Source organism: Asticcacaulis currens, assembly GCF_028550395.1.
Lineage (GTDB): Bacteria > Pseudomonadota > Alphaproteobacteria > Caulobacterales > Caulobacteraceae > Asticcacaulis > Asticcacaulis currens.
Window position 1 is genome coordinate 270,014 of sequence record NZ_JAQQKW010000001.1, and the last position, 15,105, is coordinate 285,118.

The 15,105-nt window shown below is 56.2% G+C and carries 15 protein-coding genes; 5 read left to right on the forward strand and 10 right to left on the reverse strand.

Translation table 11 applies throughout. The annotated features are described in order from the left end of the window. Nucleotides 1-46: 46 nt before the first annotated feature. The 5 genes from phoB to proB all read right to left on the reverse strand — a co-directional run bounded on the left by phoB (nt 47) and on the right by proB (nt 5,646). Complete coding sequence (gene phoB, locus PQU94_RS01105; RefSeq protein ID WP_272739656.1) at nt 47-742, reverse strand: phosphate regulon transcriptional regulator PhoB; 696 nt, start codon at nt 740-742, stop codon at nt 47-49. 18 nt (nt 743-760) lie between these two features. Further along, nucleotides 761-1,447 carry a phosphate signaling complex protein PhoU gene (phoU, locus tag PQU94_RS01110; RefSeq protein ID WP_272739657.1) on the reverse strand — a complete coding sequence of 229 codons (687 nt, stop codon included), beginning with the start codon at nt 1,445-1,447 and terminating at the stop codon, nt 761-763. 92 nt (nt 1,448-1,539) lie between these two features. Further along, nucleotides 1,540-3,003 carry a sensor histidine kinase gene (locus PQU94_RS01115; RefSeq protein ID WP_272739658.1) on the reverse strand — a complete coding sequence of 488 codons (1,464 nt, stop codon included), beginning with the start codon at nt 3,001-3,003 and terminating at the stop codon, nt 1,540-1,542. Nucleotides 3,004-3,183: 180 nt separating this feature from the next. Beyond that, on the reverse strand, nt 3,184-4,449 hold the full coding sequence (locus tag PQU94_RS01120) for a glutamate-5-semialdehyde dehydrogenase (protein WP_272739659.1): 1,266 nt from the start codon (nt 4,447-4,449) through the stop codon (nt 3,184-3,186). A gap of 51 nt (nt 4,450-4,500) precedes the next feature. After that, nucleotides 4,501-5,646 (reverse strand): glutamate 5-kinase, encoded by a 1,146-nt coding sequence (gene proB, locus PQU94_RS01125; protein WP_272739660.1) that lies wholly within the window; start codon nt 5,644-5,646, stop codon nt 4,501-4,503. A gap of 139 nt (nt 5,647-5,785) precedes the next feature. Between proB and thrC the strand changes: the two genes are divergently transcribed. Beyond that, the gene (gene thrC, locus PQU94_RS01130; protein ID WP_272739661.1) at nt 5,786-7,183 is read left to right on the forward strand and encodes a threonine synthase; all 1,398 of its coding nucleotides are present in this window, start codon (nt 5,786-5,788) and stop codon (nt 7,181-7,183) included. A gap of 60 nt (nt 7,184-7,243) precedes the next feature. On the opposite strand, the gene PQU94_RS01135 is transcribed toward thrC, so the two are convergent. The 3 genes from PQU94_RS01135 to PQU94_RS01145 are packed head-to-tail and all read right to left on the reverse strand — an operon-like array spanning nt 7,244 to nt 9,017. After that, nucleotides 7,244-8,098, reverse strand: a complete 855-nt coding sequence (locus PQU94_RS01135; protein ID WP_272739662.1) for a nucleotidyl transferase AbiEii/AbiGii toxin family protein — start codon at nt 8,096-8,098, stop codon at nt 7,244-7,246. Beyond that, on the reverse strand, nt 8,095-8,763 hold the full coding sequence (locus PQU94_RS01140) for a type IV toxin-antitoxin system AbiEi family antitoxin domain-containing protein (RefSeq protein ID WP_272739663.1): 669 nt from the start codon (nt 8,761-8,763) through the stop codon (nt 8,095-8,097). Before PQU94_RS01140 ends, PQU94_RS01135 begins: the two co-directional genes overlap by 4 nt. 32 nt (nt 8,764-8,795) lie before the next feature. Continuing rightward, complete coding sequence (locus tag PQU94_RS01145; RefSeq protein WP_272739664.1) at nt 8,796-9,017, reverse strand: hypothetical protein; 222 nt, start codon at nt 9,015-9,017, stop codon at nt 8,796-8,798. 111 nt (nt 9,018-9,128) lie between these two features. Here PQU94_RS01145 and PQU94_RS18125 point away from each other — a divergent pair, with 111 nt between their 5' ends. The 4 genes from PQU94_RS18125 (at nt 9,129) to PQU94_RS01165 (ending at nt 11,854) form a co-directional block, all read left to right on the forward strand. Next, nucleotides 9,129-9,899 (forward strand): response regulator, encoded by a 771-nt coding sequence (locus PQU94_RS18125; RefSeq protein ID WP_272739665.1) that lies wholly within the window; start codon nt 9,129-9,131, stop codon nt 9,897-9,899. 111 nt (nt 9,900-10,010) lie between these two features. Then, nucleotides 10,011-10,751 carry a helix-turn-helix transcriptional regulator gene (locus tag PQU94_RS01155; RefSeq protein WP_272739666.1) on the forward strand — a complete coding sequence of 247 codons (741 nt, stop codon included), beginning with the start codon at nt 10,011-10,013 and terminating at the stop codon, nt 10,749-10,751. Between the two features lie 429 nt (nt 10,752-11,180). Continuing rightward, the gene (locus PQU94_RS01160) at nt 11,181-11,546 is read left to right on the forward strand and encodes a hypothetical protein (protein WP_272739667.1); all 366 of its coding nucleotides are present in this window, start codon (nt 11,181-11,183) and stop codon (nt 11,544-11,546) included. A gap of 74 nt (nt 11,547-11,620) precedes the next feature. Continuing rightward, entirely contained in the window at nt 11,621-11,854 is a 234-nt protein-coding gene (locus PQU94_RS01165; RefSeq protein WP_272739668.1) for a hypothetical protein, read from the forward strand. Nucleotides 11,855-11,935: 81 nt separating this feature from the next. On the opposite strand, the gene PQU94_RS01170 is transcribed toward PQU94_RS01165, so the two are convergent. Then, complete coding sequence (locus PQU94_RS01170; RefSeq protein WP_272739669.1) at nt 11,936-13,807, reverse strand: putative bifunctional diguanylate cyclase/phosphodiesterase; 1,872 nt, start codon at nt 13,805-13,807, stop codon at nt 11,936-11,938. Next, nucleotides 13,804-14,967, reverse strand: a complete 1,164-nt coding sequence (locus tag PQU94_RS01175; protein ID WP_272739670.1) for an FIST signal transduction protein — start codon at nt 14,965-14,967, stop codon at nt 13,804-13,806. Before PQU94_RS01175 ends, PQU94_RS01170 begins: the two co-directional genes overlap by 4 nt. Nucleotides 14,968-15,105: the final 138 nt, after the last annotated feature.

Genomic DNA, 15,105 nt, shown 5'->3' on the forward strand with positions numbered 1-15,105 from the left:
TTTTATCGCATGGATCCGTGAAATAACCGCGACGAAACGCGGTTAATCAGCCTTGCATATCGAGGGAATAGCCGGCCGATCGCACAGTGCGGATCGGATCATAATCACTGTCGCCATTGAGCGCCTTTCGCAGTCGACCGATATGCACATCGACCGTGCGCGCTTCGACATACACATCGTTGCCCCACACCGCATCCAGCAATTGTTCGCGGCTGAACACGCGCTTGGGATGCTGCATCAGATAGTCGAGAAGCTTATATTCCGTCGGTCCCAGATGGACATCGCGACCCGAACGCTGAACCCGGTGCGACAGGCGATCAATGACGATTTCGCCGAAGATCACACGGTCTTCTGAGAGACCCGGACGGATGCGGCGCAAGACCGCACGAATGCGCGCGACAAGTTCGACCATAGAAAACGGCTTAATGACATAGTCATCCGCTCCCGTATCAAGGCCGCGGATCCGGTCCGTCTCTTCCGAACGCGCCGTCAGCATGACGATGGGCAGGTTGCGCGTTTCGGTCTGCGCGCGTAACCGGCGGGTGACTTCGATGCCCGACACCTTAGGCATCATCCAGTCGCAGACAAGAAGATCTGGCTGCCGCTCATTAATCATCATAAGGGCTTCATCACCATCTGTGGCGACCCCTACCTCATAGCCCTCTTTTTCGAGGTTGTACTGCAGAAGGGTGGACAGGGCGTCTTCATCTTCGGCGACAATGATGTAGGGTTTTACGCTCATGACAGTTCCTGATGGCCCCTATAGGGTGGACATTTTCGGGCGATCGTCGACATAGTCTTCGCCCGTGATTTCGTAGTGAATATGCTCGGCCATATTGGTCGCGTGATCGCCGATCCGCTCCAGGTTCTTGGCCATGAATAGGATATGGGTGCACGCCGAAATGGTGCGCGGATCACCCATCATGTAGGTCAAAAGCTCACGAAAGAGCGCGTTATAATGCTCGTCGACCTCGGTGTCGGATGTCCACACGGCCATGGCCATGTCGAGCTTGGCCGCCTTATAGGCATCCAGCACATCGCGCAGGCGCGATGATACAAGTTTCCCCATGCGCTCAATCGAGCGCGTAAGCGGCGACAGAGGCTCAGCCTCCGCAATCACCAGCGAACGCTTGGCGATATTTTTGGCAAGGTCCCCCGTACGCTCAAGCGAGGTCGCGATCTTCATCGCAGCGACGGTCTTGCGAAGGTCAGCGGCCATGGGCTGGCGAAGCGCAATTAGACGGATGCATTTGCGCTCGACGTCACGCTCCAGCTCGTCGAGCTTGCGATCGCGCTCAATGACGCTTTGTGCCAGCGCTACATCGCGCCGCGCCACGGCCTCGACCGCGTCGGCCACCTGTGCCTCGGCAAGCCCGCCCATCAGCATGACTTCTGCGCTGAGCTGGTCGAGTTCTTCGCCGTAGGTTCTGACGATGTGGTTGTTCATGACGCGTTATCCTTGACGAAAGCCCATATGTTGAATTTGTGACAGGCTTATTACACCATGCCGTTCATCACGGCAAAACTGTCATTTTTCACTCAGCGCGCGTTCACAAAGCCGATGGCCGGGCTTTCTCTGTAACGCCCAGGCTGAGGGAAGCAGGCCGTAAAGCTTGTATAGGTCTCCACGCTGCCTGTAGGCACAAGGTCGAGGCCCCCATAGGGCAGTAGCGACTTGTCCTCACCTTCAGAGGGCTGAGCAACGGACTCGACGAGCAAAGCTCCCCGGTGACGGTTGATAATGTGCTTGACAATCGCAAGACCGAGCCCCGTACCCAGACGGTCACCGGATTTCTGACCCTCCACACGATAAAAACGCTCCGCCAGGCGTGGCAAAAACTCACGCCGGATACCGGGCCCACGGTCTGTCACACGCACCACCGTATACCAGGATCCGCGCTGATCTGGCCTTAGGAGGACGAGTTTGGCCGCGGCAGGATCACGCGCCCCGAAGGCCTCTTCAAGTGTGCAGTCGGTGAATATCTCAATGTCGATGGTTGAGCCGGAGGGTGCATATTTCAGCGCATTATCCGACAGGTTCTGCACCACCTGCACGACCTGATCACGATCAGCGGTGAGAAAATACTGACCAGGCGCAGGGCCATTTACGCTGACTGTTACCCCCTTCTCCTTGGCCAGAATGCTGAGGCTATCCATTACGTCGCGCGCGCAAAGCGAAATATCAGCCTCACCCGACGGCGGCACGTGCTCGTTCATTTCAATGCGGCTTAGAGACAGAAGGTCCTGTATCAGGCGCCCCATCCGATCGGCCTGGGAGGCCATGATGTTGAGGAATTTATCCCGCGCCTTCAGATCGTCCTTGGCATGACCGCGCAGGGTTTCGATAAATCCCGTCAGCGAAGCCAGCGGCGTGCGCAGTTCGTGGGAGGCGTTGGCGAGGAAGTCGGCGCGCATGCGCTCAATCCGTCGGATATCGGTTTCGTCCCGGATGACAAGGAGGGCAAGACGCCGCAGGCCGCCCTCTGTAACCGGCAGCGGCGAGGTCCAGGCACGCCAGAACTTATCCTGCGCGCCTGAGGTTTCAAAAACGGTGTCACGCGCCACATTACCAAAAAGGGCTTCATCGACAGCTTCCAGAACCTCAGGAAAGCGCAGTGAGGACACGAGCAGGCCCCCCTCTTTAGCGATTCCGAAGGCGTCAACAGCGGCCTTATTCGCGAATACGACCCAGCGGCCGGCAATGTCATTGGGTTCGATCCCCGAAACAATCATCACCGGGTCGGGGATGGCGCGCAGCACCTCCTGAAAGCTTGGGCCTTCCGGCTGAACGCGCACGCGCTCAGGCACGGCTACAACGTCTTCGATGACCGCAGTCTTATGCCGCTTTAGTTCCGCATAGGTCACCCACAGGCTTACGGCGAGGATGCCGACGGCGAGCCATACGAGCCAGTGGGCCCCGGGAGACAACAGGGCGAGCGCGATCAGGACCAGAAGGCCCAGACCGAGAGGCAGAAAGATGCGCTTTCTTGGTTGCGCCGCCATAAATGCCGGATCCTGATATTGTGGCGCCCATAAGACCCCAGCGTGCGTTAACAACCTGTTATCCATCAAAGGTCTCCGCCCTGAGTTTTTATGGGCAGGACCTAGGCTGATTTGAAGACAGGCGCGTGACAGATCCGTTAAAAACCACAGCGCGCATTCATAAGCGCGCTCGGGTGGGCGTCAGGGGCGGGTCTGACCGCTGCCTCGCACGACGTATTTGAAGGTCGTCAGTTGCTCGGCACCAACGGGACCGCGCGCGTGCATGCGCCCTGTTGCAATCCCGATTTCTGCGCCCAGTCCGAACTCGCCGCCGTCGGCAAACTGCGTCGAGGCATTCCAGATGACGATGGCTGAATCGACCTCATTGAGAAAGGCTTCGGCGGCCTCGGCGTCTTCGGTGATAATGGCCTCGGTGTGCTGCGTGCCAAAGCTACGAATATGTTCGACCGCTTCGTTTAAACCACTCACCACCCGCACAGCCAGTATCTTGTCGAGATATTCGGTGCGCCAGTCGTCTTCAGTGGCCTCGACCATCGGCTGGATGGCGCGCGCGGCTTCATCGCCGCGCAGTTCGCAGCCTTTTTCGATCAGGGCGAGAGCGATACGCGGCAACAAGGTCTCGGCTACGGCCTTGTCGATCAGAAGCGTTTCGGTCGCTCCACATACCGAGACGCGGCGCATCTTGGCATTCAGCACGATCGAGACAGCCTTGTCCGGGTCGGCTTCCGCGTGGACATAGGTGTGATTAAGGCCCTCCAGGTGGGCCAGAACCGGCACACGCGCCTCGGCCTGCACCCGTGCCACGAGCGACTTGCCGCCGCGCGGAATAATCAGATTAACCGCCTCATTGAGCCCCCCTAAAAGCAGGCCCACAGCGTCACGATCAGCCGTCGGCACCAGTTGTACGGCGGCAGGCAGATCGGCCTCGGCAAAGGCCTGTTCAAACGCGACGAAAATGGCTTTAGCCGAGTTCAGCGCCTCCGAACCGGTACGCAGGATGGCGCCATTTGACGAGCGGATACAAAGAGCTGCCGCATCAGCCGTGACGTTCGGGCGCGATTCATAGATGATGCCAATGACACCGATGGGCGTAGAGACGCGGGCAATATCGAGGCCGTTCGGACGTTCCCAGCGCGCCAGTTCCTTACCCACCGGATCGGGCAGGGCCGCCACGTCTTCGAGCCCCCTGGCCATGGCTTCTACGCGATCTGGGTTAAGCACCAGACGTTCGACCATCGCACTCGATAACCCCTTCTGGGAGGCGGCCTCCACATCGGCCGCATTGGCGCTCAAGATAGCGTCCTGCTGAGCACGGATATGTCTGGCCGCGCTGAGGATCAGACGTGTGCGTGCTTCCGGACCGGAAAGACGTAGCGCCTCAGCGCCTGCCCTGGCTTTAGCGGCCAGGTCAGTCATGAGGTGGGTCAGATTGCCGTTGGTGTCCATTTTGCTATCCCAGATGGATTGTCTTGCGATAGGGTGAGCGCCATTGTGCGCTCACACCATCACCATATCGTCCCGGTGTATGACCTCATCACCTGACGTGTACCCCAGAAGACCTTCTATGTCCCTGCTCGCGCGACCCTTGATGGCGGCAATGTCGTCTGAACTATAGGCAGCGATGCCACGTGCCAGTTCGCGACCGTCGTGCAGGATCGAGACGCTGTCACCCTTGTCAAAGAGACCCGCGACCGAACTGATGCCTGAAGGCAGAAGCGATTTGCCAGACGCGAGCGCTCTGGCAGCCCCGGCATCGATATGGATTTGCCCTGCGGGTACCACCGTCCCGGCGATCCAGGCTTTGTAAGCGGCACCGGAAGATGCCTGCGCCACAAAGAGTGTGTAGCGCGCGCCCTGGCTGAGCGCCGAAAGCGGCCGCAGAGCCTGCCCGTTCATGATGGTGGTCGAGCAGCCCGCCGCCCCGGCAATGCGCGCGGCAGCAATCTTGGTCGCCATACCGCCCGTGCCCACCCCGGCGGCCGCATTGGCGCCTCCGGCCATGCCTTCAATTTCTGGCGTAATGGCGTCAACGATGGGAATATGTTCCGCTGACGGATTGTTACGCGGATCAGCGGTATAAAGCCCGTCAATGTCCGACAGAAGGACTAAGGCTTCAGACCGGACCAGCATGGCCGCCCTCGCCGCCAGCCGGTCGTTGTCACCATAGCGGATTTCTTCCGTTGCCACCGTGTCGTTCTCATTAACGATGGGAACGACCCCCAGCTTCAGGAGGGTATCTGCCGTTTCACGGGCATTTAGCCAGCGGCGGCGGCGTTCGGTGTCTTCACGCGTCAGAAGGACCTGGGCCACCTTGATTCCGTGTTCGGAGAAAACCTCATCCCAGGCGCGCATCAGGATGGGCTGACCTGCCGCCGCTGCCGCCTGTTTCCGGTCTAACGGCAACTGCCTCGTCGTGAGCCCCAGATAACGCCGCCCCAGGGCGCCTGCCCCGGAGGAGACAATCATAACCTCAACCCCGGCCCGCCTCAGCCGCGCCACGTCCTCAGCCAGACCGCGCATCCACAAAGTATTGGCCGCCCCCGTCTGCGGATTAACGATGAGAGCCGAGCCGACCTTCAGCGTCACGCGCTTTGCCTGCGCGATATGCGCCGGAAAGTCCGATTTTATGGCGGCGACCGTCATGGAAAGTCTTTTCTCAGGCGTCTGAAAATGATAGGCCCGCCGCGAGTGTTTTATCGCGGGCAGCGCCCTTGCGCCTATTAGCGGACAATCCCTTCGCGAAGCAAGAAGGGTTTGAATGCTTTTAAGAAATGGTAACAAAATGAACTATATCGGCACGCGCGGTTTCAAAGAGCAACGCAGCTTTGCGGGCGCATTGCTAGACGGTCTGGCCCCCGATGGCGGGCTTTATGTACCTCAGGCGTGGCCGACTCCGGATTTCGACCTGTCAGCGGCCTCGAATGGCGGCTATGCCGACCTCACGGTGCAACTCCTCAACCTCTTCGGGGTGGGTGTTCTGGGGGATCAGGCGGTCAAGGCGGCGGCTCAGCGCACCGAAGATGCCTTTTTGCGCGATGGGGCCGTGCCTCTGACGCGACTGGAAAACGATCTTTATCTGCTCGAACTCTACCACGGGCCGACGCACGCCTTCAAAGACATGGCCATGCAGATGATGGCCCCGCTGACCGATGCCGCCCTCGCACAGCGCGGCGAAAAACTCACTCTGGTAACCGCCACCTCCGGTGATACGGGCGCTGCGGCCGTGCGCGCCTTCGCCGGCTCTGAACACGTCAAGCTGATCGTTTTTCATCCACTGGGTCGCGTTTCACCCGTGCAGCGCCTGCAGATGACGACAGTTCAGGCCGACAATGTGCTGAATGTCGGGGTGAACGGCGATTTCGACGACTGCCAGAAGATCGTCAAGGCGCTGTTGTCTGAGCCCGCCCTGAAAGCCCAGGGCCTGATCTCTTCGGTCAATTCGATCAACTGGGGCCGCCTTCTGGGGCAGGTGCCCTATTATCTGTCCGCCGCGGCCCATTCGGGCCTCGACAAGCCAGAATTTGTCGTGCCTACGGGCAATTTCGGCGACGCGTTTGCCGGCTGGGTGGCGCGCCAGATTGGCGGCAATGTCGGTCATCTGCACGCTGCAGTGAACCGTAATGACGCGCTCAATCAGGCCATCAATAACGGCCGCTATGTGCGCCGTCAGGCCGTCGAAACGGCCTCTGTTTCGATGGACGTGCAGGCGCCGTCAAACTTTGAGCGGCTGGTCTTTGAAGCCTCCGGCCGTGACGCGGGCGCCACGCGCGACCTGTTTAATGCCTTCGGGCAGTCCGGTGAGGTGGCATTGTCCGGACATCTGCAAGAGGCGCTGAAATCCGAGGTCTCAGCCTCGACCGTTTCCGAAGATCAGACTAAGGCTACCATCAAGCTGGCTTACGAAAAATACGGTCAGGTGATCTGCCCGCATACCGCCGTAGCGCTTTCGGCGGCCCTGACGCGTCGCGAAACGGGCGAAGCCAAAGGCGGACAGATCGTTCTGTCTACAGCCCATGCGGCCAAATTCCCTGCCTTTGTGACCGAAGCGCTGGGCTTTGAGCCTAAGGCTCCGGACGCCATTACCAACCTCTATGGCTTAACCGAAACCCTGAGCGAAATGCCTGCCGACGTCACTGCGGCGGTCACTACCGTGAAGGCTTTCATCGAATGGATCGATTAATCGGTCGAGGTCAATGTCGGGTTTCAAGGCCATCTCAAGTCGTCAGCAAGAAACCTGCGCTTATGGGATTGTAGGGAGAATTTTCTGAAGGCTTGCGTGAAAGAACGCCGCGCCCCATAAATCGAGCGTTTTCGCTTCGGAGGCTCGCAGGAAGCGCCTGACATCCTCCGTTGCGTCGCTCCATACGATGGTGTCGATCTTTTCAGTAAGCACGGCTTTCAGCCAGTTGATATCAACGTCAAGATCAGACTGGCCTGCCCACGGCCCTTTTTGCCGCAAGGCTGCTGAGAGCAGCGTAAGATTAGGCACAACGCGTCGGGCGACATACCATGAGAAGTCGAACCAATCGCGCCCCTTCACATATGGCCGACAAAGAAGCGCGTGTATCTTCAGGGCAAAATTTGACGCGAGGTCTTGATGTCTGACCTCATAATCCGTCGGAAAATCTAGATAGGTTTTCGCTTCTGTTGAACCCACTGGCGGATTTGTATCGATTTCCAGTTTGATTTTGATCGTTTTGTGCCGACTGTTGGCAAAACTCAGGTCAAGTTGGCGCGCGATAGCGGTATCTTTGATTACCGCCTCCCGAATGACACTGTCCATGCGTTCTTTCGATATGATCTCAAGCCTGAGACCAAACTGATTGAAGACCTCGGATAGGGTTTTCAAGTACGGTTGAAGCTCAAAGGACGGGTTCGGCTCCCGCAGGATAAAATCAAGATTTTCAGAAAATCGGGGCAGGCCGTTTAGAATGCGCAGGCACGTCCCCCCCTGAAACAACGCTCTCTCGAAAAAGTCTGCACGCCAAAGCGCGTGGAGCGCGATCTCCTGAAGGATTTCCTTAAGGGCATTTTCCTCTTCAAGCGTGTTGACGACATTGTACTCATTCAGTTTTTGACGGATGATCTCTATCATCGCTTCGATCCATTGCTCTTCAGGCAGGCTTCGTAGAGCTTGTTTGAGAACTCTTTTGTGTTTGTGTGCTTATAGACGTGGCGCAACTCTTCGAGTTTTCGGGGATCGACCCCAGTCAGCTCATCAATGTCGACCCTCAAGCCGTCAGTAATCCACGACAAGCCCTGCCAATTAACTTTGCGGTACGCCACGATATCCATCAGCGCGCGCACAGGTGAGGCAACGAGTGCCGTCGCCTGACCCAAGCGCTTGCTTTCAACACCAACCAAAAACTGGTAGGACTGCAAGGCCAACGGCAGAAAAGTAAAGCTCCCAAAAGTCTCTGTGTCATAGCCAAATGATTTGCGCCCAGGGGTGACCGACGCTGTTTGTAGAACCGCTTCAGGGATCCAGCCGTGAAATGCGAGTGCACTTTCAAAAGAAACATAGCTGCCAGGATGAAGAGCCTGCGCGACGACAAAAGGGTGAAGCGGCGCTGAGCTGAGATGGGTCGGCAGAACATATAGCCCGCGCTTAATCCGTATCAGACTTCGACTTTTAAGCGCTCGGTTTACAATGCCGTAACGACGCGCAGCACTTCCGCCGAGAATGTCGGCTAGCTGCCGCTCATTTAGAATCCGCTCGGTATAACCACTCGATCTAATTACGTCGTCTAACACGCTCATAAAATTCCCAATACTTCCAAATTATGAAAGTTTCATGGATTTCCTTCACACCAGAGGTCCAGGCTGAAACCGTAGCTCTTTTCGGCAAGTAGCATTTTGTCGGCATATTGCGTCTGCCGCGCCATTTTTTGCAATTCTGACGAAGACCAGAAAAGCCCAAATAGGTTGAGCCCCTTCACGCTTTGCCTTCCCATTTGATCGGGGCGTTGCAGCCATAATGGGGGCACAGCCTTGAGTGCGAGATGCACTGCCATAAACACATATCTGCCCTTCGCGTTAAGGTCTTTTTGAACAATGCCCGCTACTCCCCGTTTGGGGATTGATTAGTTACTCAACAAACGACCCGATAGAGGTGGTGTAACGAAGTGGCCAGGGCGCTTATCATCGAGGATAGCCAGATCCAGTCGAGGATTATCGGGCGGATGATCAGAGACATGGGCTTTGAGGTCGACTTTGCGCTTAGTTTGGCGCAGGGGACTCAACATTTAAAAACACTCAAGGTCGATGCGGTCTTCCTCGACGTCTTCCTCGGTGATCACAATGCCCTTCTTTTCGTGGACAGCCTGCGCAAGCTCGCGCCCCAAGCGGTATTCGTCCTTATGACCGCAGGATCGCAGACAGAGTGCGTGGACGTCACGGTATCAAAAGCCCGGCTTGCGAGGGCTGACTTCATGCTCAAAAAGCCCTTCAACGCTTCCGATATTGAGGTCATCCTCCAACAGACATTTGACAAAAGCGCTGGTCTGAAGCGACGCAAACATGTTCTCGTAATTGAAGATAGCGCTCCCATCAGGATGATCTGCGAGCGCGTCCTTAGCGCTATCGGATATCGGGTCACAACGAGTGAAACCATGGAAGATGCGTTCGCCAATGTGGACATTGCGCACGTAGACCTCGTTTTGTGCGACATGTTTATGCCAGGTATGGGAGGCTTCAAAGGCATTCGCTCAATCAGGCGGACATGGCCTCAGGTGCCAGTCATTGCCATGTCTGCGGGTCTTGATGAGGCCGTACGAAATCACGATGTGCTGGCAGCGACAACAAAGCTCGGCGTTAACGCCCAGCTGAGGAAGCCCTTCGAAGCAACCGATCTTCTAGAAGTCGTAAGCGCTGTACTTGAGGAGGGGCACGTCTAGAGAATGCTGGTCCCGGATTAGACATCTGACTTAGGCCCGCGTTTACGGTTGAAGCCCCTAAGAAATTCACTTAGCCTGACATTCGCGCCAGGTTGTCTTGGGGGTCTTGTCTTGCCCACCTATGTTGCCGAAAAACTGATTGACGCTAAAGCCCAGGCCATTGCTCAAATTGCGGCAACGCACCTCGGCACAAACGTAGCTGAACCTGCACAGATTGCGAAATTGCGCGCCTTGGTGGGCTTTGAGCACTATTGCATCTCAGGGCTCAATTATCCGGGGCTGGGCGTAGGCGCAGGCGTTATTCTCGCCAGCGATATGCCCGAAGCGTTCCTTGAGGCGTATTTGACAGAAGGCTACATCCGGTTTGATCCGCTTCACCACATGATCCGGCCAGACAGGCCCTGGGGGAGCTGGCATGCGCTGACCGATCAAGAGCTGTCTCAGCCAGAACTGCAACCTATTCGAAGTTTAGAAGCGCGTTTCAACATCTCACTGCGCTCCTGTCTTGGCCTCTACAGGGGCACCGTTCGGTTTGGTGGACTGACCTTTACACGCGCAACGCCCTTCAGCGCTGAAGAACAGTTTATGATCGAAGCCGTTAGTCGTTGGGTGCACCAAGAGCTCAGTGAGGCCTACATCGCCGATATGTCCCAGCGGGCTGGTATTTCAGGCGGTGAGTTGAAATGCTTGAGCGGGGTTGCCGCTGGCTTCGATCTCTTGGAACTCTCTCGCTCAACAGGCTTTGCCCCGGACACGGTCACCACATACATCAAAAATGCTATTCGCAAGCTTGGATGCCGAAACCGTGCGCACGCGGTTGCTGAAGCGATGCGTCGGCGCCTTTTAGCCTGAATGATAGGTTGAAATCCTTGGACTTATAAACCGGCCAATTCCGACGCAGTCGAAGGTCGGTCAAACTGACTGCGTCGGAACCGGTAGCGCATCGGAAAATTGATGCATAACGACGATATTTCGATTCGGTCAATTGTCAATCGCCCCTTCTTCCACTCCCCGATCTGTGAGTGAATTGTTCCATAGATTGCATTTCAATTAACCACAAGTTTACCAAAAATGATAACAATGTAATTTCAAATGGGTGGCGTTAGAGACGGTACCTGTTTTTTTACCGAAAATACATGATCTTATCAGGAAGCGAAGCGTTCTTCAGACACGGATTCCGAGGCAGGACACCGGTTAGATTTGCAGCCAGTCACCGAAAAGGACGCAGTCTGCGGACCTACCCACCCCATTATGGGGATAGGGAAGAGCAAGGAGGGGGAGATGATCGGAAGCCAGGATTGGGTTGCGGCGAAAGACGGCCCGTCTCACGATCAGGAGGCGCCCCTATTACTTCATCCGTCATTTTGGTCACAAGCTGACGTAGCGGCCGAAATAAAGAAAATACCCTTAGAGCAGATCAAGCCTCTGATCGGGGCACGACTTAACACCATGACACGGGCTTTAGGGGAGCTGTTGCGGGAGATCAGCAAGCTAGAAGACCTTGCAAGATCGGCGGATTCGAGATCGGCAACTGAAATTCTAAGCGCCGCAGATGAGCTTTCAGACTATGCAGCCCGCCTCATAGAGATGACGAGGCTTCTCAACGAACTCCATAGTGCTGAGAGCCCGGCGCAAACCACGCCTTAATAACGAACGCGGCCACGGCCGGTAAGTGAACTCACAGACGATCGTTTCGTATTAGTCTTGTTTGGAGGTTTTTGATGCTCTACGTCCCCGATACGGTAATGAGCGCCTTTCAGGAGCTTTTAGACGACGCGATCACTCCGGCTCAATGCGTGTCCTGGCTTCTCTCCCATTATAAGGGCATCAACCCAGGTCCACGCACCCGCTTTGAGATCAGTGATACGGTAATTAGCCAGGTTGAGGACGTCTTACTCGGGCAAACGACCGTGGTCGAGGCGGTTGAGCGACTAAACCGGCTCGGCATTCGTTAAGTTGCGTCATGCGGCCTCGCTATGGCTCCTACCCATACGCCCGCTGACCATACCACGCGTATAAGGGTGACGGGCCTTGGGTTAGGCCACTTTTGCCGGCACGGTTTTTGTCTCGAATGCGTTAAGCTCCGTTAAGGCGGCAGGCCTTCCGAACAGATAGCCTTGCATGGTGTCGCAGTGTTCCGTCTTGAGGATCTCAAACTGTTGCTCCGTCTCAACCCCTTCTGCGGTTGAAACTATACCAAGACTGGAACACATGCCTGAAACAGCCCGAATTATCGCCAAACATTCCGACCTTTGGCCGAGATCTCGCACGAAAGACTGATCGATCTTTATCTTATCGAACGGAAACGCGCGGATGTAGTTGAAGGAGGAGTAGCCTGTCCCAAAGTCATCAAGTGAGATGCGCACCCCTAAAGCTTTCAGGGCTCGCAAAACCTCGAGAGCCTGACCTGTATCGCCTATCATAACGCCTTCGGTTATCTCGATCTCAAGCCGTCTGGGGTTAAGACCAGACTCTTGCAGGGCACGCGACACGACGCTGACTAAAGAGCGGGATCGGAACTGGACCGGAGAGACATTTACCGCAATCGTTGTGTCCTCAGGAAGGGACACCGAATCCTTACAGGCCTTGTGGATGACCCATGCCCCGATCTCCTCAATAATGCCCGTTTCTTCAGCGACAGGAATAAAATCGGCGGGAGAAACGATGCCACGGGCTGGCGATTGCCATCTTAAAAGCGCCTCGTAACCGCAAACACGCCCCGACTTCACGCAGTAAATCGGCTGGTAAACCAGGAAGAACTCACGCCCGGCGGTTGCCTTGCGAAGATCAGCCTCAATTTTCTGCCGGTGCAGATACCTCTCATGAAGTTGTGCGTCGTAGACGGCAATGTCATTCCGACCGCCTTTCTTAGCCGCGTATAAGGCCTGATCGGCGTGGCGCATAAGATCAATCGGCGCCGCATCGGGATTATCGATAAACTCAATCCCAACGCTCGCCCCAATAGTTATCTCAAGCCCATCAAGCTCATAGGGGGCGCTGAGGTGGCTTACCAGTCGCTTAGCCACCCGATGAGCGTCTTGATGAAGGTTTATTTTCTCCATAAGAACCGCGAACTCATCTCCGCCTAAACGTGCCGCCAGATCACCCGGCCGCAATACGTCAACGAGCCTGCGCGCCACCTTCGCTAAAAGCGCATCACCCGTGGCGTGGCCATAAAGGTCGTTCACCGCCTTAAACCGATCGAGGTCGAGACAAAGTATAGCGGCCATGGACTTGGTGCTTGCACGCACGACCAGGTCTGCGAGGCGCTTCTTGAAGAGATTGCGATTGGCTAGACCTGTGAGAGAGTCGAAATTGGCCATGCGTTCAATCGTCGCCCGTGCCAGGTGCGACTCGGTGATATCAGCAATGACATCGAGATAGCCGCCACCTTCCACACCCGTGCGTGATACCCGCACCGTGCGCCCTGACGGCCAGATATGCTCAGCTTCGTTGTGTCCAGTTTGGGGTATAGCCAGATATTCCAAAATCAGCATCAGGCGATCGTGACTGGCGCTTACGCGCTGGCCGGCGGCTTCAAGCGTCTGAACAAGCGTGAGCCCTCTCGCATCGCCAAACCCCTTGATTTCAAAGAAAGACAGATACGCTCGGTTATACTCCAAAATGCGTCCGTCTTTGTCATAAAGACATATTCCGTGTGGCAATGTCTCTATCGTCGCCTGAAAACGTAGCCCGTTTTCCCGTAAATCCCGCAAGCTCTGGCGCAGCTTTTCGTTAGCCATTTCAAGCTCATCGGTCATCAACTGCGTGGCCCGATCAAGCCGTCGGCTATCAAGCTCATATTCGCTATAGGCAAGGCTTACGAGATCAAGGAGCACATTGAGATCTAAAGAACCCGTTTTATCGGTCGCCTTCTGAAGTTGTCGATCAAGCAATCTGTGCATCATACGACCTCCGAAAGAAGGGTAAGGCACATGGTCTGATTGTGCAGGCCGGCGGTCGAATAGTCAGGGTAGGGCGCTATTTCGCCATAGGAATAAAAGCCAAACTGCACCGTATCCGCGTCCAGACGTTGCCCAACCGCCTCAACCTCATCAAGGGTTCGCTGGCCCATCAAGAGGCGGCGTCCAACACAGGAGACGGTAAGGCATAGTTGCGGCTCCAGATCAGGGTCATGGATCCTCAGATGCGATAGCGCACGGTCAATCGCCGCCTCTGCACCTGAAACGAGATGGTCCGGTTGCCCTCTCATCAGGCGCGCGGGCCAGTTCTGCGGGATACTTCCGGCAAAAGTGAGTGTTTTGGCGGATCTGTCTATACTCAGGACCGTTCTGACGACCTCACGTGTGGGGTGATCAGGATCATGGATCTTCAGCGGAAACATGAGTGCGGAAGCGGGGAGTTGGGCGGCTTCTTCCCCAAGGTAGGTTTCGTAAAGATCAAGCGCTGGACCATCATCAAGTGTTTTGAGGACGGTGCCGACAGCGCTTGTTACCTCTCGCTCAGGACCGAACGCCTTCCACCCGCCGCCGGTCGCAGCCCCCACTCTTAAGGCCTCGCCGTAAAGGGCTACGGCCACAATGTCTTTAGACGAGACGCTGTCAGCGTTAAGAACGTAGGTCTTTTCAAACGCGGCGCCGTCACCGGCCAGCCCGCCTGTGATGATAACATTCTCCCCCACCCCTTCTGAGACAGCATCGATCAGGGCGGAGCCATCGACATCAAGGCCGGGGCTTAAGAGGAGAAGGTAGCGCAGATCGGGTGCGCAGAGCGATTTCGCTAGATCCTTCCCCGCCTCGTAAGACTGGGCTTTCGTCTGTAATTTGACTGAAGCATGCCTTATGCGCACTTTTTCAAAGGACAAAGCAATGCCGCTCCAGCCCGCCTCGTTGAGCGACCTCCCTTCAATGGCCGTACCCGTGGTGGTCCCGGTAATGATCGCCTGTGGGGCCGCCTTACGCAAAAGACTGAGGTGACCCTCTTCACCCGGAAGGTCCTCTTCAAAGGCACGCCTTGTACCGAACACTAGAATTAATTGAGCCTTAGAAAGCGTCTTGACCGATACCTTGTCACTGAGACTGGCCTCATTTACGCGCAACGTCCACACGACTACCACTCCATTACAGAATGGCGTTATGCGCCAAAATCTTTATCGCAGATTTAGGAAACGCAGTTAACGCGCGTTTGAAGGCGTTCAGAACGGAGTCGACCATTTCGGTCTTGGCTGAGTACTAGATCCTGCCTC